Source organism: Proteus appendicitidis (assembly GCF_030271835.1).
GTDB classification, from domain to species: domain Bacteria; phylum Pseudomonadota; class Gammaproteobacteria; order Enterobacterales; family Enterobacteriaceae; genus Proteus; species Proteus appendicitidis.
The window spans coordinates 2,868,437-2,892,822 of the sequence record NZ_CP127389.1; the positions used below are offsets into that span (position 1 = coordinate 2,868,437).

Here is a 24,386-nt window from a genome sequence, read left to right on the forward strand (position 1 = left end):
GTCATTCATAGTTAGAATACTTTAAATTTATTCTTATGAGTGAGTTCTATATCGTGATCAAAGAAAACAAACATACCCCACAAGCCCATTATTATGATTATTTAACTTTACTAAAAAAAATGATGGCAACCGGTGATAAAAAAACTGTAGATGATTTATTTGATCTACAGTTTTCTTTGCAGTCTAATAAAAATAGTGACACTGAATGCGATGTTAATGCACAGCAGATAAAAATATTATCTCGAGTATTATGTCGTGAAAGCGTAGACAGTTTATTACAATCCACTTGGTTTTTACGAAAAAAATACTGTTTTGTTGATATCACTAAGGAAGAAATCCTTGATGTCGTTAACTTGGTACGTTCATTTCATGCGCAACAAGCAAATGCTACGTTAACACCAATGGATTGGGATAAATCATTGAAGGCTACTGTCAATATCAATGAGCATATGCGCTTAATTCAAGCTGTTATAAAGCCTCTGTTTATTTATTGGGTTCAGCATATTACCCCTCAGCTATTCACTCTTTATGAAACCAAAAGAGAGTTAGAGTCTCAAATTAAGCAGTGTGAAAATATTAAGTCATTCGAAAGAAAACAACTATCAAATATAAGTGATTCTTTTTTATCTTTAGATGACATCAATATCAAACTAAATTCAGATAAAGTCCGACTTATAGTGATTAATGATCTACTACAAAAAGATATCACGTTACTTTTAGAGAGTTGGAAAAATGAGCCGGTCTTTAATATTGAAATTAATAACACACTAGATTACATCCAAGGTGTAACACCACGCTCAGAATTGATAAAACCACTATGGACGATTTTAAACAGTATTCCAGAAAATCCTGAAAATTGTCAAAAATTAAAAGATTGGCTATTAGAAAGGGAACTTTGTTTAAATAACGATGAATTTTTATGGCGATAATAAAATTTCAGCTCTTCTCTAAATAAAAAGAGAAGAGCTGAAATTAGCGTTTAATCATTCTATTTAATATCTAAGATCTCAATTGTTACGATAGACATGGATTCTGGAGGCACTTGCCCTGGAACACCATTTTTCCCATAGCCACCACCTGGTTTTATATAAATTTTAGCTTTACCATTGATGCCTGCTTTGGCAATAAAGGTATTCAATGGTAGTGGTAATTGGCGATAAGGTAAGATAAGAGGCTTAGCTTTATCATAATTAAGCGTCACAGTGCCATCTGTTAGCTCTTCATGCATAGTGAAGACAACTGTTTTACCCGCTATTGATTCAACAGGTTTACCCTGTTTTAAAATTTTAAAATAGGTATTGTCATCATATTGCACGTAATTTTGTTTTTGGATCTCAGATAAAATGGATTTATTACGCTGAGCATTATCTTTTCCAATAATCGAATAAGCATAAGCAAGTTGCCCAGCAATCATTTGCCCTTCGCCCGCCATTTTCTCAAGCTGCTCTTTTAGCGTTTTATTTTCTTTTAAAATATTACTCGTGTCTGTATTCACTTTCGCTAATTCAGCATCTTTTGCTTTAATTTGCTCATTTAATTTAGCAATAGATTCTGTTTGCTGTTGCTTTAATGTACTAATTTGCTGTGTACTTTCTGTATTTTGTTTTTCTAATTGTGCTTTTGCTTCAGCTAATTGAGCGCTCAATTTATCCGTCGTATTTTGCTTTTCAGAGAGTTGTTTTTCTAGCAATGCTAACGTTTTCTCACTTTCTTTTTTGCTCGTAGTGACTTGAGCTAATGCGATATTATTCTCTTTAAATTGTGTATCTAATGTTTGGTATTTATTCGATAACTCACTTTGCGTTTTTTCTAACTTAGCTATTAGATTATTTTTATCAGCAATTAAATTATCAACGGCTTTTTCACCCGCAGATAAGCTCTTTTTCAAATCAGCTAATTCAGTTATTTTATTATCTAACTGTAATTTTAATTCTGGAATTGCTTTTAGTTTTTCGTCTGCCTGATCTTTTTGTTGCTGGACAGCTAAAAGCGATTTATTAATCTGAATTTGTTCCTGATTACTTTTTTCAACTTGTGCTTGTAGTTGTGCTATTTCTTTACGTTGTTCTTCAACAAGTTTGCTATTAGCATCTTGTTGCTTTTCTGCTTCTGCTACTTTTAACGCAAGTTCTTTAGATAAATCTTCACGTTCTGATGTGATCTTCAATAATGTGCTTTGTAATTTATCTATCTCTTTTTTCGCAGAGTCATCTTTTAGCAAAAGTTGAGCCTGTGCAAATAGAGCCTGCACATCTTCTTTCTCTTTCGTTATTGTTGCTAATTGATTTTGTACATCTGTGAGTTGTTTAGTTAATTTATCTTGCTCAGTCGTTATTGTTGATAACGAATTTTCTAATGTTGCTATCTCTTTATTTTTTGCGCTTTCTAAATTAGCTAATTCTTGTTCTTTTTGCTTATTGTTGTCATTTAGCAATTTCTGAGATTCAACATACTGAGCTTGTATAGCTTCTTTTTCTTGTTCAATTTTAGCGAGTAGTGCCTGCTTTTCAGTTAATTGGTTAATTAACTTCTCTTGCTCTACTTTTATGCTTTCAAGTGAACTTTGTAAGTTATCAATCTCTTTTTTGGCGCTGTCATCTTTTAACAGAACCTGAGCCTGTTGATACTGAGATTGTAATTGCTCTTTTTCTTGCTCAAGCTGAGTATATTTCGCCTCTAAGGTTTTAAGTACCTCTGCTTGTTTTTCAAAATCTTGTTGCTGTTTTGCTAATTCGGTATTTTTTACTGTTGTTGCCTGTAATACGTTCTCTTTTTCGGCTAATTGCTTAACTAATAAGTCACGTTCTTTTTTTATTGTTTCTAAGTCACTTTGTAGCTTGGCAACAGCCTGTTTTAACGAGTCATCATTAAGTAAGTTGTTCGCCGTCGCTAATTTTTCTTCTGTTTCAGCCAGCGTTAATTCAAGTTGTTTAATTTGGTTATTTGCATTTTGAAGTTTTTCTAAATGCGCTTTGGTGATAGCTGCCTGCTCAGTATATTTCTGATAAAGCGCTTGGTATTTATTTCTCGTCTCTGCTAAACGATTTAATAACGTTTTATTAAAAAGAGGTTGTTTATGATCGAGTACAGAGCGATTGAACTGATAGGCAAAGTGAAAAGGGATGGCCGTAACAGAATAAAATGTTCCTGGAATAATATCTAACAAGAAGTTGTCATTACGTTGAGGTCTTGTATAACTCTCTTTTGAATAAAGTGCTAACGGATTATAAACCGTTGCATTATTTCGGTAGCTATAACGATTAAGATCCTCGGGTGCAAATTGAGGCTTAATCGGAACAAATGAAAGCAACGGCGTTAAATAACGAGTGTAATCACTCTTTAATTTTGAATAATCCGCGGGTAACACAGGGCAATTTTCTGCCAGTGTGATATCAGGAGTCTTAATAGGTTCGACTGCCTGATTATCTGTTTTAACTGGCGTAGAAGGTTTAACTCGTTGCTCTGGTTTTATTTGTTGAGTCGCTGTTGTGGTGCGATTTACTCCACGATTAGCCTGACCGGTTCTTGTTGACGATGAAATTGTAGCAGATGTTTTAGGCTCAATTTTAATTGGCTCTTGCGTTTCAAAATAACGGTCAAAATCTTCAATAACAGAATTAAACTCATTATTGGCAAACGATAGTGTTGGAAACAGCATAAAAGCGAGACAAACACTCTGCTTTAATTTCATAGTAATTATTCACCTAATTTTTTTAATGTCGAATTAACTGACATAATCGACAAATAGCGAACTTTTGCACATAAAACTTCTGTTTTTGATTCAATACTCATTTTTAATAAATCTAAGCTATCTTTACTTGCTGTACCTTGAACACTACGGTACATCGCATTGATTTCACTAATTTCTTTAAATGAACTCATCATGGATTGATAGTCAGATGGAGAAAAAGTTTTCAAAGAATCAAGTTGTTTGATGCAAGCACTTTGTGGTGCTAGCCCTAATTTTCTTGCATCTACGCCACTATCAGCAGGCTCTGCTGCGGGTGCCATAGAAATCGGTTGTGCAACAGCTACTGGTTGAGTAGTTGCTACAGGCTGTGTGGTTTGTGTTGGCGCTGGCGCTTCAATTGGACGAGTTTGATCAGTCCACGCACACCCAGATAGGGCGAGGACGCTGGTTGCCATAAAAACAGCGAGAACATTCTTTTTATTTTGTAATAAGGACATCATTTTTCCTTAATTCCGATCAGACTTAAACAAGAGCATATGAGTTGTCGCATTTTAAGCCATTTTATTATAATTTTCTATTACCTACTGCATACTAAATAAATAGGCTAACACTCTTGGTTACAATGAGTGTTCCTATCATTTCATTTGTTTTTTCTTAAAATACTACTTACATCACACTAAATGCATCAAATCTTGAATATCGGATTTATTTAGTAAAAATGTTGTCATATAAACTGATCGTTTTTTATATTGATGGGATAATACCAGATTATTATAAAAATAATAATCCTAATTTTATCATTTATTTACGCAATATATGCGTAAAACATACGCTTATATTTTGTTGCTGTTTTTTAATACCGAGATAAAATCAAAAAATGAATATCTAATTAAGTATTGATATTCATTTTATCCTTCAAAATAGGAGAACTAAAATGAGTCGTTTTAAAATTGGTATCGTTGTCGGTAGTTTAAGAAAAGATTCGTTTAATAAGCAAACAGCACATGCCTTAATTAAGTTATTTCCTCAAGAATTTACCTGCCAGTTTATCGATATTAGTGCTCTTCCTCTCTATAACCAAGATGATGACAGTCATACCCCTTCTTCTGTTGTCGATTTCAAACAACAAATAAAAGCGTGCCAAGGTATTGTTTTTGTTACTCCAGAATATAATCGCTCGATCCCTGGCGTGCTGAAAAATGCATTAGATCAAGCCTCTCGCCCTTATGGAACGAGTGCTTGGAATGAAATCCCAGCCGGTATTATTGGTGTTTCAATAGGTAATATTAGTACGGCAATAGCTCAACAGCATTTACGTAATTCATTAGCCTTCTTAAATATGCCAACGCTAAATCAACCAGAGTGTTATCTAAAATGGTATGACGGAATGGTTGATAATGGGCAGTTTTCAGAGAAAACCGCAGCTTTTATGCAAAACTGGGTTGATGCCTACGTTGCTTTTGTGAAGCAAAATAATCAATAATCAAATAAACTAAAAAGAGCTTTATGTGAAAAACATAAGCTCTTTTTCTTTTTAAACATCAAAGTTAATGTAATTTATTTGGTTATAATATCTCTACTGACAAATAAAAGTTTTAATATTTTATAGATTAAAAGTGACTATAAATTTGTCTACTTCAACATTTAATAACATAAGACAAAAATGGATTATCCTTAAAAGATATATTTTCTTATTACAATTAATAATTGTTTGTTATATAACCAAAAGTAAAGAGATTTAAATAGAATCGGACTTGAGATCAAATTTAATCATTTATCTTATTCGTTCTAAAGTCATAAAATATCAATAGACTTCAATCTATTACCACATATAAAAATTACAATTTGATAATTATTTTTAATAATTTATATTAGATTAGAACCTTAGCCATAATGTGCGATACATCTCTAAATAATATGCTTTTATAATTGTGACAAACAAAAAAATTACCTATATTATTAATCCATTAAATACTGGCAGGTAAATCATGGATAAAAATTTAAAAGAAATTGAATGCGAAATTGCTGCTCTAAAAATTGTTATCAAGTCTTTACTTTCCACGCTAAATGATAAACAACGAAGAGATATGTTGGGCAATATATCTATAGTGCTTGAGGACACATCGAACAAATACCCTCAGCTTAATGAAGTTATTAACTTAACTGAGCAATATGTGAAGAAACTGACTCAAGCCTAATGAAAACGATATTTGCTATTAAATTTATACCCTAATTTTTATAGGGTGCTAATAGCATCCTATTGATTATTTTGTATAAGACATACTGTGATTTTCCTTTTATTTACATAGCACTAAGTTAAATTTACTGAGTGTCTATTTTCCTCATCTCAAATATCCTCACATTTATTGTCTAATGAAAAATGCGACAACATTGTATATTTTCTTGTCTATTTAATTTTTTCTTGGATTTAATTAAACAATTAATTAATATAAAAAATAATTTATCACACAGCAATAAATTGTCTTTCTTTTGAGGATCTTATGGAAAAAAAAGTTGTCAATATAGAGTATGAAATTGCAGCAGTAAAAGTTGTTCTAAAAGCCTTGTTATTGACTTTGACAGATAAACAAAAAGAAATAGTGATCCATGATATAAATAAGACCGTCAATGATGCTTACATCGAACATCCTCAATACCAAGATATTATAAGTAAGACCGAACAATATATAAAAAAAATACTCTAAGCATTAAATTCTCATTCTTCAACACCCTCTCTTTATTATTTATATTAGAGAGGATTTATATCTACATCTTTAAAAAATCAAATAGCTTCAAACTTTAACATAATCACTGATTGATTAAGTATAAACAAAATAATGTGATTATTTATGGTTCGCTAATTCGAATAATAATGAAAACTTTAGATTTATGATGTTTATGCGTCTAACGAGTAAAAACTTACCACCTTAGACACATACTTTATAAATTTTTTCTCTATTAACGATGAGCAAGATTAAACTTTTGTACCGATAACTGTAATTCTTCGGTTTGTCTTTCTAATGAAATGGCTGCTGCTGAAACTTGTTCAACTAAAGAGGCATTCTGTTGTGTTACACCATCCATTTGAGTAATCGCCACACTCACTTGACCAATACCTTTACTTTGCTCTTCAGATGCAATTGTAATTTCTTTCATTATTGACGTTACCTGTTTAACGCCCGTCAAAATGTCTTCCATCGTATTTTCCATATCACTGACTAATTTTGCCCCCTTTTTTACACGGGCGGTGGAATCAGCAATAAGAACTTCAATCTCTTTAGCCGCTTTGGCACTATCTCCGGCTAAATTACGCACTTCATTGGCGACAACCATAAATCCTCGGCCATGTGCCCCTGCTCTTGCCGCTTCTACTGATGCATTTAAAGCGAGTATATTGGTTTGAAACGCAATGTTATTAATGACATTGATGATATCTGCAATTTTGCTTGAACTATTAGAGATCCCATCCATTGTTGTCACAACAGATTCAGCTAATTCATTGCCTTTTTCAACAGTCACTGATGCAACTTCAGCCAATTCTCTTGCTTGATAAGCATGTTCCATGTTCTGGTTCACAGCCGCTGTTATCTCTTCCATACTTGCTGCTGTTTGTTCTAATGCTGTTGCTTGCTCTTCTGTACGAGAAGCTAAATCATTATTCCCTTTGGCTATTTCAGAAGCACCACGATAAATACTGTCACTTCCCATTCGGATCGTACTTACCGCTTCATGCAAACTATTTTGCATATCATTTAATAAGGGTATTAATCGCCCTGCACAGTTATTACCAAAAGGTTCTAGTGGCTGACTTAGATCACCTTCTGTAATTTTCACAAAATGTTGGCGAATATTTTCGAGTGGTTTTTGTAACATAACGGCTAAATAGCGATCTGTGAGGAACAGAATAATTGCCCCTAAAATGGCACTAATAACAATAACAATTTGTGTCACTTCAATAAGCTTATCCACTTCTTCAATCGTATTATCAATTTTTATATTTGCGACATGATTAAAGTTTTCGCTTACATTGCCTAATTCGCGACTCAATGCAGGTGTTACATTTTTTGCATGATGTGTATATTGCTCGATAGTGCCATTGAGCGCTAATTCCATCTGCTTTTTTACGCCTTGTTCAAAAAGCGCTTGCCATACGTCCATAAGTTCTTTTGATACTTTTGCATCCATAGGTCCTGGAGAAACAGATTTCATATACTCAATCTGTTTTTCCATATTTTCCATCGCCAATTGTACTTGGGTAAAATCGACGTCTTTGCCTTCTGCTTTTTCATCAATGAGACGATTTAGTCGAGACGTGAATCGAAAATACTGATCATTTCCCTGACTGAGTGCAGCCATTTGTTTTATTATTTGATTATCAGATTGATTGCCTTGAGATATTTGTGATAGTGACCATGCGCTATAAAGACTAACACCGCCAAATAACACACATAAAGTCCCCAATATGATTATCAGCATCAGACGAATAGTAATGTTACGAAGTTTCTGCATCGAATTTCTCAACTAACAAGATAAAGTAAGCCCAATAGGGCGTAATGTACTCTTATCGACAGTTTTTCAATTTATTTTAATTTTTTACTAAAGTTTTTTATAAATTGGTTTTTTATTTTCTATACATAAAAAGAGTTAGACAAAAGAAGCAAAAACGTTACTTATCTATCATTTTTTATAATTTGATATAAAAAAAATAAAATTCTATAAAATCAATGCGCCATAAAAATAGTGAATTGAAAAATAAATAAGAAGCATTAAAAAAATAAAAGGATAGTTGAAGGGAAAATGAGGTTTAGAATATTCTTAAATAATTAACTCAATAAAAATCACCTCAAATTATAACAAATCTGAGGTGATCATATTTTATCGTTAGAAGGTTGTTTCTATCCCTAATCTAACAGTACGTCCAGGAATTGGCATATAAATAACCGTACCAGGATCAAATGTATAACGATTCGTTAAGTTATCAATATTAAATGTGAAGTTGATATTTTTTCTTAATGCGTACTTACCAAAAAGATCGACAGTTGTTGATGAATATAGTTTCTGAACAGGAGCCGCAGCCGTACCGACTAACCATTTTTGAGGGTAATCTTTTCCTGAATTATAACGAACCCTAACGCCTGTCTGTAATTTTTGATCAAACATTTTAATACCCGCAATCCCTGAGAAAATTTTCTCTGGTGGTATTCTTGAAGGTGATAATCCCCATGCAAAACCAACAGAATTACAGGCTGATTCAAGGTGACCTAATTCCATTTCAGCTTTTGAACATAGATCGGCTTTATTATAGAAAGTCGCATCAACTGAACCAAATAGATAATTTGAATCATATTTTAATTCAACTTCATAACCTGATAATTTAAATTTATCGTAATTCTTAGTGACAACGTAAGACTCAGGATAATATCCACCATTTGGATTTACCCCTTGAGAAAGATAATTTTTAATATCATTATTGAAATAAGCAATACGTAATGACGTATTATCTTCATCAAAAATAAGATTATCTTTATCTAAATGGATACCTACTTCGAAAGATCGCGCATTTTCAGGTTTAATCGGATACTTAGGGTTATAAGAATAGGTTTGATCTGATACAGAGCTTTCAAATAAACTCGGCTCTCTATAAGTATCTGAATATTTGCTATAAAGATCTAAATCTGGTGTCACATGGAAACGTATCTCACCAAAGAAATCATTTTTAGGTCCATAGGTTGTTGTTTTTCCGGCAATATGATCTTCAACTTTAAAGGAATGAATACGCCAACCGCCCAATGTATCAATCCATTTACCTTTATAAGCAATATTGGTAAATAGTGAGCTGGATATTCCTTTTGCATTGCGATTTGCCGTAAATAGTTCTCTGCCTTGCGTTATCCCCTCTGGGCTCCAATTAGATTCATACCTTTTAGTTAATGGTTTTGTTGTTTGAGCCATATACTCAATACCATAAGTAATATCTATTGGCTTATTGGCAAGCTGTGACGTATTTTCGATATTAAAACCAATTCGTTCGTCACTGTATTTATGTTTGTATTGATCACCATAATGAGCAGAAACATCATCTGTTAAACCATTTCTTTGATTAAATTTTCCTTTGGTCCACCATACGCCGATATTCATATCCACTAAAATCGACTCTGGTTTATAAGAGTAATTTACAGACGTTGTATCTATTCTGGCGCTACCTAATGTCCATTGTGACATTTGTCCATCAGATTGATACCAATAAGCAGCAAGAACTTCACCCGCTCTTTGTTCATGATGGCGGTAGTTAATTTCTAAACTGGAGTAAGGATTAAAATAGATATTGGACTTCAGTAAAGTTGACTGACTGTCATAACTGGTATTAACAACTTCCTGTCCAGGTTTAATCGGTGAATCTGCTAGCCTATATTTGTCATAACCATGCTTACCCGCAACAAAGTTACCCTGTGTACGATCACTATAAGCCATTAAGAAATCGAATTTTTCATTTCGATAAGCAACACCCGCGGTATAAGCACCATTATTAAAATGGGTACTTTTTAAATCTGTTGATGGTCGATAGTTGCCTTCTTCTTTCTCATTTGAGCCAATAGTAGGTCTAACATTATTATTATAAAGGCTGCCTTTAAATAGAAAGCCAACTTGATCACCTTGAGGAATAATACTATTTGCTGAAATGGTTTTTAACTTAACTGTTCCACCAATCGCGCCCCCCGAGAATTTACTCATGGAAGCACCTTTTTCTATTTCGATAGTATCAATCAAATCAGAATCAATATATGTTCTATCTGAACTTCCTTGATAACCCCGCCATGTATTCGTTGATTGTAGACTTCCATCAATAATAATAGGAACACGACCATTTCCTTGTAACCCACGAATACCAATATCAAGCGCTCCCGCTTCATTTCTAGAATTATTACTTTGAAGCGATGTTTCATTAGCAAAGATATCTGAGTTAGTAGTTCCTCTTATCGTACTAATGTCTTTTGTATTAATCTGTTTAATATCTGTTTTAGTTTTATTTGCGGTAACAACAAGTTTGTCTTCTTGATTTGCTGGCGTATTTTGGCTGGCTAAAGATGACGTTGATGTGCATAAAATAACTAAGGTTATTATGTTTTTTTTTGCTTGAAATATCATTTAACTAATGCCTTTCACTTATCAACTATCAATCGTTTTATATCATCAAGTAACCTGATGAATGTTAAAAATTAATCTGTCATTTATCTAATAAATTTGAATAACTATTAGCTTTTTGAACAATAGAAAAATAAAATAGCTATATTATTTATAGGGTTATATTCCTTTAATGGTTTATTTAAGGAATAGGAATATACTCCAATGATAATAATTATCAATATAATAATAACTATTATTATCATCTGATTAACATTTGGGTTTTTATACTAATTATTTGACTTATTGGTTTGATAAAATAAGTGAAATAGGATTTAAACAGTGAGTATTGAGATGATATTGAGGAAAAGATTATTTGGAGCGGGCGAAGGGAATCGAACCCTCGTATAGAGCTTGGGAAGCTCTCGTTCTACCATTGAACTACGCCCGCATTGGATTTTTCTGATTATACGCCTCCTTGATTGAACGACAATCCCCTTCTTATTTAAATGATTATTTAATCATCGAAAAAAAGATAACAATTTGTTTTTTAAAACAATAAAGCCACCTTCCGGTGGCTTTATAACTATATCGATATTCGTTAATGTTATTCGCTAATTAACCATTTATTTAAAATAGCAGTTATTCAAAATAACAATTATTTATTAGGGCGCATTGCCGGGAATAAAATAACATCACGAATAGTATGGCTGTCAGTAAATAACATCACCATACGGTCAATACCAATACCTAAACCTGCTGTTGGCGGTAAACCATGTTCTAATGCCGTGATATAGTCATGGTCGAAGAACATAGCTTCTGCATCACCCGCTTCTTTTTGGCGAACTTGATCTTCAAAACGCTCTGCTTGGTCTTGTGCATCATTGAGTTCTGAGAAACCATTACCAATTTCACGACCACCAATAAAGAATTCGAAGCGGTCAGTGATAAATGGATTATCATCGTTACGACGAGCCAGTGGAGAAACTTCTGCTGGGTATTCAATAATGAACGTTGGTTGAATTAAGTGGCTTTCTGCAACTTCTTCAAAAATTTCACACTGAACACGACCTAAGCCCCAGCTTTTCTCAATCTTAATACCAATAGATTGAGCAATAGCAACCGCTTTATCCATATCATCAAGATCAGCCATTACGGTTTCTGGACGATATTTGCAGATAGCTTCTTTCATGGTTAATTTAGCAAAAGGTTTACCAAAATCAAACTCTTGATCACCATATTTCACTAATGAAGAGCCAAGTACATTTTCAGTTAATGTACGGAATAATTCTTCAGTTAATTCAATCAAGTCGCGGTAATCTGCATACGCCATATAGAGTTCCATCATTGTAAACTCTGGGTTATGACGTGGTGATACACCCTCGTTACGGAAGTTACGGTTGATTTCAAATACGCGATCAAAACCACCCACAACTAAACGTTTTAAATATAATTCAGGTGCAATACGCAGATACATATCGATATCTAACGCATTATGGTGCGTAATAAACGGACGCGCACTTGCTCCACCAGGAATGGTTTGCATCATTGGCGTTTCAACTTCCATAAAGCCTTTGTTCACCATAAATTGACGGATACCCGCCATAACTTGTGAACGAATTTGGAACGTTTTACGCGATTCTTCATTAGAGATCAGATCTAAATAGCGCTGACGATAACGCATTTCTTGGTCAGCTAAACCGTGGAATTTATCCGGTAATGGGCGTAATGCTTTAGTTAATAAACGCACTTCGTGACAATGAATACTTAGTTCACCCGTTTTCGTTTTAAAAACACGACCACTAGCCCCTAAGATATCGCCCAAATCCCATTTTTTAAATTGCTCGTTATAGATACCTTCTGGTAAATCATCACGAGAAACATAAAGCTGAATACGACCACCCATGTCTTGCAATGTAGCGAAAGATGCCTTGCCCATAATACGGCGAGTCATCATACGACCTGCAATAGAAACTTCCACATTTGCGGCTTCTAACTCTTCTGCACTCATTGCATCATACTTTTGATGTAATTCGTCAGACAGCGCATTTCTGCGAAAATCATTTGGGAATGCGTTACCATTATCACGTAAAGCGGATAATTTTTCGCGGCGTGTTTGCAGTTCGTTATTTAAATCAGGTGCCTGCTCCGCACCTTGTTGCTGTTGCGACATGTTTTTCCTCACAGGCCCGCTTTTAAGCTAGCTTCAATAAATTTATCAAGATCACCGTCTAATACTGCTTGTGTATTACGCGTTTCCACACCAGTACGTAAATCTTTAATACGTGAATCATCAAGAACATAAGAACGAATTTGACTACCCCAGCCAATATCGGACTTGTTATCTTCCATTACTTGCTTGTCTGCATTTTTCTTCTGCATTTCCAGCTCGTATAACTTCGCTTTCATCTGCTTCATTGCCTGATCTTTGTTCTTATGCTGAGAGCGATCGTTTTGGCATTGAGTAACAAGACCTGTTGGAACGTGGGTAATACGAACCGCAGATTCTGTTTTGTTAACGTGCTGTCCACCCGCACCCGAAGCACGATAAACGTCAATACGTAAATCAGCAGGGTTGATTTCAATATCAATATTGTCATCAACTTCAGGGTAAATAAAGGCAGAACTAAATGAGGTATGACGACGGCCACCTGAGTCAAAGGGGCTTTTACGAACTAGGCGATGAACACCCGTTTCTGTACGTAACCAACCATAGGCGTACTCACCAATAATTTTGATAGTCGCTGATTTTAACCCTGCAACATCACCGTCAGATTCTTCAATAATTTCTGTTTTAAAGCCTCTTGATTCCGCCCAACGCAAGTACATGCGCATCAGCATACTTGCCCAATCTTGCGCTTCTGTACCACCAGAGCCGGCTTGTAAATCAAGGTAGCAATCCGCACTGTCATATTCACCAGAGAACATACGACGGAATTCTAATTGCTCAAGCTTTTTATTTAAACCATCTAATTCAGCAATAGCTTCGTTAAATGTTTCTTCGTCATCAGCTTCAACAGCTAATTCAAGTAAACCAGAAACGTCTTCTAGTCCTTGCTCTAACTGATCGATTGTTTCTACGATAGCCTCAAGAGATGAACGCTCTTTGCCTAATGCTTGCGCCCTTTCTGGCTCATTCCATACATCAGGTTGTTCTAATTCAGCGTTAACTTCTTCTAAACGCTCTTTCTTGGCATCATAGTCAAAGATACCCCCTGAGAACATTCGTTCTTTCAGAGACTTCTTCAACTTGGTGTTTTACGGGGTTGATTTCAAACATATTTTTTCGTCTTTATGTTATTTTTAAAAACAATTGGAATAAATTTTGAACCGCATATTGTAACGGATATATCAGCGGGTTTATAGCATTTATATACAACTGTCTACCAGATAGTTATTAGCATAACAACGTGACTCTTTATATCACGGTAAATTGCTTAATTATTCGTGTTAACAAGGCCAAATATGCTCAACAAGCAGTTGCGCATTACGTTGCCCTCTAAACTCATTTACATCTAATCGATAAGCTAACTCGACTGTTTTAATACTGTTATCAGGCCATATATTGATATCAACATTAAATGCAATTGCATCAATCATAAGATGACTATTTACTGGCTGAAGCATCATTTTTAAATGCTTACTACCCACAATACGTTGTTGTAACAGCGTAAACTTACCGTCAAATAAAGGTTCAGGAAAAGCCTGTCCCCACGGACCTGCTTCTCTTAGCATTTCTGCGATAGGCAATGAAAGTTGATTTTCAGTTAGTTCACCATCCGATAAAATAACACCTTGCAACTGTTCGTCAGAAACCAGCTCTGCCATTAAAGACGAAAAATGGCGCTGAAATAATGGGAATTTATCCTCTTCAAGTGAAAGCCCCGCCGCCATTGCGTGCCCACCAAATTTCACCATCAAACCCGGATTTAATGTATTTAATCGCTCTAAAGCATCTCGAAGATGAACACCACTAATTGAACGACCAGAGCCTTTTAATAAACCATCACCACTAGGTGCAAACGCAATAACTGGACGATGCAATTTTTCTTTAATACGAGACGCTAAAATACCCACAACACCTTGGTGCCATTGAGGATGATAAATCGCTAAACCATTGGGTAAATCGTGTTGCGTTCCCATAAATTGGCGAAAAATAGTTGAGGCTTCTTCTTGCATGCCCGCTTCAATTTCACGCCGAGTTTGATTTAATCCGTCAAGTTCATTAGCAATTTCACGCGCTGAACCAATATTGTCAGTTAAAAGTAACGCGACACCGACAGACATATCATCAAGACGCCCTGCTGCGTTTAAGCGAGGCCCTAAAGAGAAACCTAAGTCACTACTAACCAATTGAGATAGCTCTTTACGAGAAACTTCCGTAAGTGCTTTGATCCCTACACAACAACGACCAGCCCTTATTCGGCGTAATCCTTCGTAAACAAAAATACGGTTATTTTCATCAAGAGGAACAACGTCTGCCACTGTACCTAGTGCAACTAAATCAAGAAAATCCGCCATATTAGGGCGAGCTAAGTTTTGTTGCTCAAACCAACCTTGTTTTTCTAATTCAGCTCTTAATGCCGTCATTAAATAAAAGGTAACGCCAACACCGGCTAATGATTTAGATAAAAAAGAGCAATCTGTCAGATTAGGGTTAATAATCGCATCAGCTGCGGGTAAGGTTTGTCCCGGTAAATGGTGATCGGTAACAAGAACACGAATACCATATTCATGAGCCGTATCCACACCTTCAAAAGAGGAAATGCCATTATCAACTGTGATAATGAGATCAACCCCTTTTTTAGCAACATCATGAACAACTTGAGGGCTTAAACCATAACCATCATCAAAGCGATTAGGAATATGATAACTAACTTGCTTAAATCCCATTTGGCGTAATGCTTTAATCGCAAGTGCGGTACTCGTTGCACCATCGGCATCAAAATCACCGACAATAACAATACGAGATTGTTGCTGTAACGCCTCAATCAGTAATGAAATTGCCGTTTCTATTCCGGTTAATGCTTGATAATGAAGTAAGCCTCTTAACGATCGTTCTAGTTGAACTTCAGATGTTATTCCACGATTAGCATAAATTTGTCGTAATAAGGGATCTAAGTTATCCGGTAATTGAGTTACCTGTGCAATTCGACGACGCAGTGTCGGTTCAATAGTGACCATAAAACGTAATTACTTCTCTTTTTTATCTAATAATTCAACAAGGTTTTGCGCAGAAATATATCCACCATAAATACTGGCATTAGGTAACACAATAGCAGGTGTACCCTGAATACCCATCATGGTGCCTAATTTAAAGTGTTCATTGATATTGATTTTTTTGCAGTCATCAATCGCAATAATTTTGTCACCTTTAAATGCGCTGTCTAATGATTTATTAGGGAATCCACTACACCACACAGCATTCATTTCTTTGCTCACAATATTGTTACTAATGCCATTACGAGGAAACGCTAAATAGCGTACTGTGACACCTTGTTTATTCAATTCGGGCACTTCTTGATGAAGTTTTTGGCAATAAGGGCAACTAATATCAGTAAAAATAGTGATCACATGGCGTTCATTTCGCGCTTTATAAACGATCATTTCATTCTTAAGTGAGTCTACTTTTTTCATGATAACTTGATTAGCAATGCTAACTGGCTCCCCACTGCTAATGTTATAAATAGGTCCCGCGGTCAGATATTTACCATCATCTGTAATATAAAAAATGCCTTTATCTGATAACACCGCATTTAATCCAACAATCGGTGTAGGTTGGATACTTTCAGCTTTAATTTGCATTTTAGCCAGTTGCGCTTCAATTGAGGCATTGTCAGCAAGCACGGGCATTGACACCATGCTTAATAATATTGGCAACCAGAGTAATTTCTTTTTCATTTGAATTCCTATTTAACGCCAGCTCTTTAGCGGCTATCCCCTTGGATGATGTTGCTGATGAAGCGCTTTCAAACGTTCTGTTGCAACATGGGTATAAATCTGTGTTGTAGAGAGGTCACTGTGCCCCAATAACATCTGTACAACACGCAAGTCTGCTCCATGATTTAAGAGATGTGTCGCAAATGCATGACGCAACACATGGGGTGATAGTTTTTCAGTATCGATCCCTGCTATCACGGCATAATGTTTTATCCGATGCCAAAATGTTTGGCGTGTCATTTTTTGCCCTCTTAAGCTAGGAAAAACAATATCATCTGTTTTACCTTGCATTAAAGTGGGTCTTCCATATTGCAGATATTGCTCCAGCCAGTAAATAGCTTCTTCACCTAAAGGAACTAATCGTTCTTTATCGCCCTTACCAATAACACGTAGCACGCCTTGTCGTAAGCTGATATCAGAGAGGGATAATCCCACTAATTCAGAAACACGAAGCCCACATGCATAAAGAACTTCAAGCATTGCTTTATCGCGCAATTCAAGTGGCTCATCAATACAAGGAGCATTGAGTAAATCATCAACTTGTCGTTCACTTAAATCTTTAGGTAAACGCTTAGGAAGCTTAGGTGTTGACAGTAAGGAGCTTGGATCGTCTAAACGTAACTTTTCGCGATACAGATACTGAAATAATCGGCGCATTGTGCTAAGTAGGCGTGCAGCACTACTGGCTTTATAGCCTTCATCTAAACGCGTCGCGAGAAAGGATTGCAAATCCAAAGTAGTGACTGATAACCAGTCTAATTGGTGATGTGCAAGCCATTGCCCTAATGCTTGTAAGTCTAAGCGATAAGAGCTGAGCGTATTTGCGGATAAGCCTTGCTCCAACCAAATATTGTCGAGAAATTGTTCAATGATAATATCAGTATCTTCATTGATATGAGTTGTCTTTTTTGTCGATAATTTGGTTTGTGACACAGTCTTGCTCTCCCTCTCTTTAGCTTATCGCCTTTACATTATGCCTTATAAAAAAATTTTTCTGGTACAATAGTGACCTTTATTGGCAAAAATATCCTAAAAACCTTTATGAAAATTGGTCTATTTTACGGTTCCAGCACCTGTTACACCGAAATGGCAGCAGAAAAAATTCGTGATATTCTCGGTGAAGAGTTCGTTGATCTTCATAATGTTCAAGAGTGTGACATCACGCTTATGGAACAATATGACATCCTTATTTTAGGTATTCCAACTTGGGATTTTGGTGAGATCCAAGAAGATTGGCTCAATATTTGGGATACATTGCCAACATTAAATTTAAAAAATAAGCTTATTGCAATGTATGGAATGGGTGATCAGGTTGATTACAGCGAATGGTTTCTTGATGCGCTGGGTATGCTCTACCATCATTTATTACCAAGTGGTGTTAAGTTTATTGGTTTTTGGCCTGTTGATGGGTATGAGTTTGTCAGCCCAAAACCTTTATCAGATGATGGTAAACATTTTGTTGGTCTTGCATTAGATGACGTAAACCAATTTGAAGAAACTGATGAACGTTTATCACAATGGTGTATGCAAATTCTACGTGAAGTAGAAGAAAAGTTATAAATTTAATGTCCAGATATTAAATATCTGGATATTGCATTAATAACTGAGAAAAGTTACGCCACTCATTTTCAGCCATACTATCAAAAGCAACCCATAACGTAATTTGCTTTTTATTTAGAATAGAAGTCAACGTTATTCGAGTACCAAAACGACTGATCCAAGGGCGTTTTGTTATTTGCCATTCATGCAGTTTCCATTGAATTCGGTTGCCATTTAGTAAAATAAAATCCCCTTTGATACGACTAATATTCTTTTGTGTAAAATACCAACTAACTATCAAGAAAAGTAACAATGGAACCCAAACATAAATAAAATTAGGAGGCCATGGATACAACAGTAAACCGATCACAAAGACAACATAAGCAACCGTTGAGAAGAGTTGAGTGAACCATGATACTGTGAGGTGCGATTTCAATAAAATCACGAGTTATATTAACTCCTGCTGTAATTCTATACGAATATAAATAAGTTCAAGGTAATAAAAACCAACCTATTTATAATGAAACTTCTGCCTTAATATTACAAATAATTAATCTTATATTTTAGAGTGATTATTTATTGTTACTTTTTTGATTTAATATGTGTTAAAAAAATATAATTTAATAATAAATACGTAATTCTATTCTTTCTTAATCGCGGTTTTAATAAAATTAGCATAGCTGATTTATTAAGTATAAAACGAAAAATATCGAAAAAAGGCGATTTAAACGATCATTTTTAGAGATAGTGCGCAAATTTAACGCAACTACATTTTTTATTTCAGTAAATTTTAGAGTGTTCTTAATATTATTACATTTTTATATAAAAAATAAAAACACCTTTATTAGATGATAAAATAAAGGTGTCATTTTTAATCAATCTTAATTATTGCTTAATCTATCGCTGATTTGATAATCTATTTTATTAATATTTATCAACGATCTCCGCCATTCTAGCTTTATTGCGATCTTGGATTAATTTCACCATATAATAGAGCGCATCATCATCTGGGCGTCCATGATTCATTAACCAGTTAAATAAATCAGGATCTGCACACTCTAGTAAACGAACAAAAAGCGCTTTATCGTTATCAGATAGCGTATCGTACTCATTCTCGAAAAAAGGCATGATAGAAATATCCAGTTCACGCATTCCACGACGACATGCCCAGTTAATTCGTGCTTTATTCTCTATATCGATAGTCATACTCAGCTCTTTACATTGTTCAAATCAAGAAATACCACTATTTCTTCCTAGCACTGATAATAGTCTTATCGCAAAATTTTTAACATCAAAATGATCACAGTTTGCTGGTTTAGTCTCATAGACAACTTATTGAACACGCTTTCATTTGTTATTTATCAAGTTCATTTTCTGTGCGCTAAAAATAATAATGACTTGCATTGTCTTGCCACTCTTTTACCATAACTGATGTATCTGATTAATTTAATATCTGGTGACATCATGACTCAAAATTCTACTCAGGCTAAACGCCCTCATGCAGCAATCAATTTGCCATTAACACTGGTTTCTTTAGATGAATGGTCACTGATAACAGCAACAGGTGCTGACAGTGAAAAATATCTACAAGGTCAACTAACAACGGATATTGCAGCACTTCCAACAACAACACATACATTGGCTGCGCACTGTGAAGCAAAAGGTAAAATGTGGAGTACACTTCGCTTATTCCACCAGCAAGAAGGCTTTGCTTATATTTTGCGTAAAAATGTCGCACAAAAACAACTTGCTGAATTAAAAAAATATGCTGTATTTTCAAAAGTAACCTTAGCGGAAAATACAGATAGAGTTTTATTAGGATTAGCAGGGCAAGGTGCTGCTCTTGCATTAGCAGATTACTTTCCAAATATTCCTCGTAAAGCAAACGAAGTGGTTAATCACGATAATACTTACATTCTGCAACTGCCTTTACCTACTGAACGCTTTTTAATCGTAACAGACGAAGCAACAGCAAAAAATCTTGCAACAACATTAAAAGCAGAAACCGGTGATAGTGAGCAATGGTTAGCCTTAGATATTGAGGCTGGATATCCTATTATTGATACTCCCAATATTGAGCAATTCTTACCTCAAGCAACAAATCTGCAAGCATTACCTCTGAGCATCTGCTTTAAAAAAGGCTGTTATACCGGGCAAGAAATGGTATCCCGTGCGAAATTCAGAGGTGCAAATAAACGTGCAATGTATCTGTTATCAGGTGGTGGTACTGAATTACCTGAGATCGGTGGTAGCGTTGAATGGCAATTAGGCGAAGATAAATGGCGTAAAACAGGAACAGTATTAAGTGCTGTACGTATGGCTGATAATACTATTTTGGCTGAAGTTGTTATGAATAACGATATGGAACCCGATAGTGTATTTCGCGTTCAAAACGATGACATCAGTCGTTTATCCATTAAACCACTGCCTTATTCTTTAGAAGAAGAGTAATTCTTATTTATCATAACCAATACGGAATTTTATGACACAATTACCTAAAGGGGCATTTGGCCCCTTCTCTGATACTATTAACTTTATTATGGAGTTAGATAAACTAAAGCGTGTTTATCGTAAAAATAATGTATTAGATAATAGTCGTTCCGAAAATACCGCAGAACACAGCTGGCACTTTGCCGTTGCAGCAATGAGTTTTCAGCCTTATGCAGGTGATATTGATATGGGACGTGCTATTCAATTAGCCCTTGTTCACGATATTGTTGAAATAGATGCTGGCGATGTAATGGTTTATGACGTTGCAGCTCGTGAAGCGATTAAAGAGCATGAGCAAAAAGCCGCAAAACGTATTTTCTCTTTATTACCTTCCCCACAAAATGAATATTTCCTCAATTTATGGCTGGAATATGATGCAGCGGAAACACCAGAATCTCAGTTTGCCAATATTCTTGATCGCACTATGCCGATGCTGATGAACTTGCATAATGAAGGTCAAAGCTGGGTTGAAAATAATATTCGCCTTGAGCAAGTCTTGGCTAGAAATTTGTTTATTGAAAAACAGTGGCCTGAATTTTGGCAATATCTCTACCCTCAATTATTAGAGGCACAGAAAAAAGGCTGGCTGAAGTAATATATTCAATGCTGAATTTGTGAAATAAAAAATACCGATGGCTAACTTCTTCACCATCGGTATTTTAATTTAAGAATATGGTTAGATTAAAGCTTATTCATAGTCACTAATTGGCGCACATGAACAATGTAAATGACGGTCGCCATACACATCATCCAGACGTTTAACCGCTGGCCAGTATTTGCTTTGTTTTGTTGCTTCACTTGGGAATACTGCACATTCACGACTATAACTATGTGACCACTCTTGCACTAATTCATATTGTGTATGAGGTGCATTAACTAGTGGATTGTCATCAATTGGCCATACGCCTTTATCTACCTGTGCAATTTCAGCACGGATAGAAAGCAACGCTTCAATAAAGCGATCAATTTCAACTTTACTTTCAGACTCTGTTGGCTCAATCATTAAGGTGCCCGCAACAGGGAATGACATGGTTGGAGCGTGGAATCCATAGTCAATTAAACGCTTAGCCACATCCATTTCACTAATACCGTAATTCGCTTTTAATGGACGAATATCGATAATACATTCATGTGCGACATAACCATCAGCGCCAGCATAAAGAATGTCATAGTCATCTTTCAGACGTTGTGCGATATAGTTCGCATTTAAGATTGCCACTTGGCTTGCTTTTTTAAGCCCTTGTGCGCCCATCATACGAATATACATCCAACTAATCGGTAGTATTGAAGCACTACCAAATGGAGCCGCAGAAACCGCGCCTTGTGTTGTGACATTTTCCATTTCAACAACCGAATGCCCCGGTACAAATGGTGCTAAGTGTGATTTCACACCAATAGGTCCCATTCCTGGACCACCACCGCCATGAGGAATACAGAAGGTTTTATGTAAGTTTAAGTGAGAGACATCAGAACCAATAAAGCCCGGTGTTGTGATCCCCACTTGCGCATTCATATTGGCACCATCAAGATAAACTTGTCCGCCATATTGATGAATGATTTCACAAACTTCGCGAATACCTTCTTCATAAACACCATGCGTTGATGGGTATGTCACCATCACACAAGAGAGTTCCGCTTGATGTTTTTCTGCTTTGGCTTTTAAGTCTGCAATGTCGATATTACCATTATCATCACAACCGACAACCACCACTGTCATACCTGCCATATGAGCAGAAGCGGGGTTAGTACCGTGTGCTGAGCTTGGGATCAAGCAGATATGTCGCGCACCTTCGCCACGGCTTTGATGATAACGACGAATCGCTAATAAACCGGCATATTCACCTTGAGCGCCTGAGTTTGGTTGCATACACATCGCATCATAACCCGTAAGTGCCGCAAGCCAATTAGAGAGTTGTCCAATCATCACTTGATAGCCTTTCGCTTGATAGGCTGGGCAGAATGGATGTAGCTCTGTAAATTCAGGCCATGTGATCGGGATCATTTCGGCGGCAGCATTAAGTTTCATCGTACATGATCCTAATGGGATCATCGCTTGATTCAATGCTAAGTCTTTATTTTCTAATCGATGCATATAACGCATCATTTCCGTTTCACTGTGATACTGATGGAAGTTTTCATGTGTCAGCACAGTGTCTTTACGTTGCATAGAAGCAGGAATTGATACTGATGAGGCAGCAACTTGTTTATCAAGTGCATCAATATCACCCGCTAATGCCTTACCACTGATTATTTCAACAAGCTTTAATACATCTTCACGCGTTGTAATTTCGCTTAGTGTGACACCCACAGCACCCACGATATCGGTACGTAAGTTAATTTCGGCATCTTTAGCGCGTTGTAATACAGCAGCTTTATCTGCGGTATCAATCGTTAATGTGTCAAACCAAGTTTTATGGCGTAATACCATACCGTTTTGTTGTAAACCCGCGGCTAAAATATCCGTTAAACGATGAATACGTTGAGCGATGGTTTTTAATCCTTCTGGCCCATGATAAACCGCATACATAGCCGCGATATTGGCAAGTAACACTTGGGATGTACAAATATTTGAGTTCGCTTTTTCACGACGAATATGTTGTTCACGCGTTTGCATCGCCATACGTAATGCGCGATTACCCGCAGCATCGCGAGAAACACCAATAATACGTCCCGGCATTGCACGTTTATATTCATCACGACAAGCAAAGAATGCCGCATGTGGGCCACCGTAACCCATAGGGACACCAAAACGTTGTGCTGAGCCTAATACGATATCAGCACCTTGATGGCCCGGTGCAGTGAGTACCACCAGCGCCATTAAATCAGCGGCAACACTGGTAATGATTTTGCGCTCTTTTAGTGCTGCTAATAACTTACTGTGATCATGAACTTCGCCTGTTGTGCCAACTTGTTGTAATAGCACACCAAACACACCTTCAAGCTCTAATACTTTTTCCGCTTTATCAACAACAACTTCAAAACCAAAGGTATCTGCACGCGTTCTGACAACATCTAAGGTTTGAGGGTGAATATCATCAGCGACAAAAAAACGATCAGCATTTTTCAATTTGCTTACACGTTTTGCCATTGCCATTGCTTCGGCTGCGGCCGTTGCCTCATCTAGCAACGATGCAGAAGCAAGATCCATTCCTGTGTAATCAATTGTAACCTGTTGGAAATTCAATAGTGATTCTAGACGACCTTGAGAAACTTCTGGCTGATAAGGTGTATAAGCAGTATACCAACCCGGATTTTCTAATAAATTACGCAAAATTACAGGAGGTAATACAGAAGGTGCGTAACCCATTCCAATGTAAGAAGTAAAACGTTTATTTTGGCTGGCGATCGCTTTTAATTCAGCCAAGGCTTCTTGCTCTGTTGCCCCTGCTCCCACATTTGGTGGTGTTTCTAATTGAATATTATTTGGAACAATTTTTTGAGTTAATTCATTTAATGAGGAGACGCCAACAGCACTGAGCATCTCTTTAATCTGTTCTGGTGATGAACCAATATGGCGACGAATAAATTCATCGCGATACTCTAACTGATTTAAAGTCTGTGTCATTGCAAGTAATTTCCTGAATTCACTATGAATGGATTGGTA

General features: G+C 36.0%; 19 protein-coding genes and 1 tRNA gene. 7 read left to right on the top strand and 13 right to left on the bottom strand.

What is annotated here, in order from left to right; genetic code table 11:
* Positions 1-53 precede the first annotated feature (53 nt).
* Positions 54-929, top strand: a complete 876-nt coding sequence (locus tag QQS39_RS13520; RefSeq protein WP_285804709.1) for a T3SS regulon anti-activator ExsD domain-containing protein — start codon at positions 54-56, stop codon at positions 927-929.
* Between the two features lie 59 nt (positions 930-988).
* Here QQS39_RS13520 and QQS39_RS13525 read toward each other — a convergent pair whose 3' ends face one another.
* Both QQS39_RS13525 and QQS39_RS13530 read right to left on the bottom strand, forming a co-directional pair.
* Positions 989-3,691: a sugar transporter gene (locus tag QQS39_RS13525; protein ID WP_285804710.1), complete on the bottom strand. Its 2,703-nt coding sequence runs from the start codon at positions 3,689-3,691 to the stop codon at positions 989-991.
* 5 nt (positions 3,692-3,696) lie between these two features.
* Positions 3,697-4,188 carry a YuaE family lipoprotein gene (locus QQS39_RS13530; RefSeq protein WP_265576077.1) on the bottom strand — a complete coding sequence of 164 codons (492 nt, stop codon included), beginning with the start codon at positions 4,186-4,188 and terminating at the stop codon, positions 3,697-3,699.
* A gap of 437 nt (positions 4,189-4,625) precedes the next feature.
* Here QQS39_RS13530 and QQS39_RS13535 point away from each other — a divergent pair, with 437 nt between their 5' ends.
* From QQS39_RS13535 to QQS39_RS13545, 3 genes are all read left to right on the top strand, one after another.
* Positions 4,626-5,174, top strand: a complete 549-nt coding sequence (locus QQS39_RS13535; RefSeq protein ID WP_151435700.1) for an NADPH-dependent FMN reductase — start codon at positions 4,626-4,628, stop codon at positions 5,172-5,174.
* A 505-nt stretch (positions 5,175-5,679) separates the two neighbouring features.
* Entirely contained in the window at positions 5,680-5,889 is a 210-nt protein-coding gene (locus tag QQS39_RS13540; RefSeq protein ID WP_069367749.1) for a sigma-S stabilization anti-adapter protein IraP, read from the top strand.
* A 303-nt stretch (positions 5,890-6,192) separates the two neighbouring features.
* Entirely contained in the window at positions 6,193-6,396 is a 204-nt protein-coding gene (locus QQS39_RS13545) for a hypothetical protein (RefSeq protein ID WP_151435701.1), read from the top strand.
* Positions 6,397-6,649: 253 nt separating this feature from the next.
* Here the strand turns inward: QQS39_RS13545 and QQS39_RS13550 are convergent, their stop codons facing one another.
* The 8 genes from QQS39_RS13550 to xerD all read right to left on the bottom strand — a co-directional run bounded on the left by QQS39_RS13550 (position 6,650) and on the right by xerD (position 17,686).
* Positions 6,650-8,200, bottom strand: coding sequence for a methyl-accepting chemotaxis protein (locus QQS39_RS13550; RefSeq protein ID WP_151435702.1), 1,551 nt, complete (start codon positions 8,198-8,200; stop codon positions 6,650-6,652).
* A gap of 372 nt (positions 8,201-8,572) precedes the next feature.
* Complete coding sequence (locus QQS39_RS13555) at positions 8,573-10,837, bottom strand: TonB-dependent receptor domain-containing protein (RefSeq protein WP_285804711.1); 2,265 nt, start codon at positions 10,835-10,837, stop codon at positions 8,573-8,575.
* Between the two features lie 353 nt (positions 10,838-11,190).
* A tRNA-Gly gene (locus QQS39_RS13560) sits at positions 11,191-11,264 on the bottom strand.
* A gap of 207 nt (positions 11,265-11,471) precedes the next feature.
* A complete protein-coding gene (gene lysS / locus QQS39_RS13565) occupies positions 11,472-12,986 on the bottom strand; it encodes a lysine--tRNA ligase (RefSeq protein WP_196570305.1) in 1,515 nt (504 codons plus the stop codon).
* Between the two features lie 8 nt (positions 12,987-12,994).
* A protein-coding gene (gene prfB / locus QQS39_RS13570; RefSeq protein ID WP_285804712.1) for a peptide chain release factor 2 occupies positions 12,995-14,093 on the bottom strand; the annotation gives its coding sequence in 2 pieces (ribosomal slippage) (positions 12,995-14,017 and positions 14,019-14,093; 1,098 coding nt in all).
* 170 nt (positions 14,094-14,263) lie between these two features.
* Positions 14,264-15,997, bottom strand: a complete 1,734-nt coding sequence (gene recJ, locus QQS39_RS13575) for a single-stranded-DNA-specific exonuclease RecJ (RefSeq protein WP_285804713.1) — start codon at positions 15,995-15,997, stop codon at positions 14,264-14,266.
* 9 nt (positions 15,998-16,006) lie between these two features.
* Positions 16,007-16,714 carry a bifunctional protein-disulfide isomerase/oxidoreductase DsbC gene (gene dsbC, locus QQS39_RS13580; RefSeq protein ID WP_151435706.1) on the bottom strand — a complete coding sequence of 236 codons (708 nt, stop codon included), beginning with the start codon at positions 16,712-16,714 and terminating at the stop codon, positions 16,007-16,009.
* A 33-nt stretch (positions 16,715-16,747) separates the two neighbouring features.
* Positions 16,748-17,686 carry a site-specific tyrosine recombinase XerD gene (gene xerD / locus QQS39_RS13585; protein ID WP_151435707.1) on the bottom strand — a complete coding sequence of 313 codons (939 nt, stop codon included), beginning with the start codon at positions 17,684-17,686 and terminating at the stop codon, positions 16,748-16,750.
* 108 nt (positions 17,687-17,794) lie between these two features.
* Between xerD and fldB the strand changes: the two genes are divergently transcribed.
* Complete coding sequence (gene fldB / locus QQS39_RS13590; RefSeq protein WP_100159164.1) at positions 17,795-18,313, top strand: flavodoxin FldB; 519 nt, start codon at positions 17,795-17,797, stop codon at positions 18,311-18,313.
* 16 nt (positions 18,314-18,329) lie between these two features.
* On the opposite strand, the gene QQS39_RS13595 is transcribed toward fldB, so the two are convergent.
* On the bottom strand, positions 18,330-18,737 hold the full coding sequence (locus tag QQS39_RS13595; RefSeq protein WP_151435708.1) for a protein YgfX: 408 nt from the start codon (positions 18,735-18,737) through the stop codon (positions 18,330-18,332).
* A gap of 479 nt (positions 18,738-19,216) precedes the next feature.
* Positions 19,217-19,492, bottom strand: a complete 276-nt coding sequence (gene sdhE, locus QQS39_RS13600; RefSeq protein ID WP_036913402.1) for an FAD assembly factor SdhE — start codon at positions 19,490-19,492, stop codon at positions 19,217-19,219.
* Between the two features lie 264 nt (positions 19,493-19,756).
* On the opposite strand from sdhE, the gene ygfZ reads away from it, so the two are divergent.
* Positions 19,757-20,743, top strand: coding sequence for a tRNA-modifying protein YgfZ (gene ygfZ, locus QQS39_RS13605; RefSeq protein WP_285804714.1), 987 nt, complete (start codon positions 19,757-19,759; stop codon positions 20,741-20,743).
* Between the two features lie 31 nt (positions 20,744-20,774).
* Positions 20,775-21,377 (top strand): HD domain-containing protein, encoded by a 603-nt coding sequence (locus tag QQS39_RS13610; RefSeq protein ID WP_151435710.1) that lies wholly within the window; start codon positions 20,775-20,777, stop codon positions 21,375-21,377.
* A gap of 93 nt (positions 21,378-21,470) precedes the next feature.
* Here the strand turns inward: QQS39_RS13610 and gcvP are convergent, their stop codons facing one another.
* Complete coding sequence (gene gcvP / locus QQS39_RS13615; RefSeq protein ID WP_285804715.1) at positions 21,471-24,347, bottom strand: aminomethyl-transferring glycine dehydrogenase; 2,877 nt, start codon at positions 24,345-24,347, stop codon at positions 21,471-21,473.
* Positions 24,348-24,386: the final 39 nt, after the last annotated feature.

Excerpts from the sequence above, each read along its gene's own strand:
- ygfZ (WP_285804714.1), top strand. The coding sequence starts at position 19,757 with ATGACTCAAAATTCTACTCAGGCTAAACGCCCTCATGCAGCAATCAAT.
- QQS39_RS13550 (WP_151435702.1), bottom strand. The coding sequence starts at position 8,200 with ATGCAGAAACTTCGTAACATTACTATTCGTCTGATGCTGATAATCATA.
- gcvP (WP_285804715.1), bottom strand. The coding sequence starts at position 24,347 with ATGACACAGACTTTAAATCAGTTAGAGTATCGCGATGAATTTATTCGT.
- QQS39_RS13525 (WP_285804710.1), bottom strand. The coding sequence starts at position 3,691 with ATGAAATTAAAGCAGAGTGTTTGTCTCGCTTTTATGCTGTTTCCAACA.
- QQS39_RS13610 (WP_151435710.1), top strand. The coding sequence starts at position 20,775 with ATGACACAATTACCTAAAGGGGCATTTGGCCCCTTCTCTGATACTATT.
- QQS39_RS13540 (WP_069367749.1), top strand. The coding sequence starts at position 5,680 with ATGGATAAAAATTTAAAAGAAATTGAATGCGAAATTGCTGCTCTAAAA.
- QQS39_RS13535 (WP_151435700.1), top strand. The coding sequence starts at position 4,626 with ATGAGTCGTTTTAAAATTGGTATCGTTGTCGGTAGTTTAAGAAAAGAT.
- QQS39_RS13545 (WP_151435701.1), top strand. The coding sequence starts at position 6,193 with ATGGAAAAAAAAGTTGTCAATATAGAGTATGAAATTGCAGCAGTAAAA.
- fldB (WP_100159164.1), top strand. The coding sequence starts at position 17,795 with ATGAAAATTGGTCTATTTTACGGTTCCAGCACCTGTTACACCGAAATG.
- QQS39_RS13530 (WP_265576077.1), bottom strand. The coding sequence starts at position 4,188 with ATGTCCTTATTACAAAATAAAAAGAATGTTCTCGCTGTTTTTATGGCA.
- recJ (WP_285804713.1), bottom strand. The coding sequence starts at position 15,997 with ATGGTCACTATTGAACCGACACTGCGTCGTCGAATTGCACAGGTAACT.
- QQS39_RS13555 (WP_285804711.1), bottom strand. The coding sequence starts at position 10,837 with ATGATATTTCAAGCAAAAAAAAACATAATAACCTTAGTTATTTTATGC.
- dsbC (WP_151435706.1), bottom strand. The coding sequence starts at position 16,714 with ATGAAAAAGAAATTACTCTGGTTGCCAATATTATTAAGCATGGTGTCA.
- lysS (WP_196570305.1), bottom strand. The coding sequence starts at position 12,986 with ATGTCGCAACAGCAACAAGGTGCGGAGCAGGCACCTGATTTAAATAAC.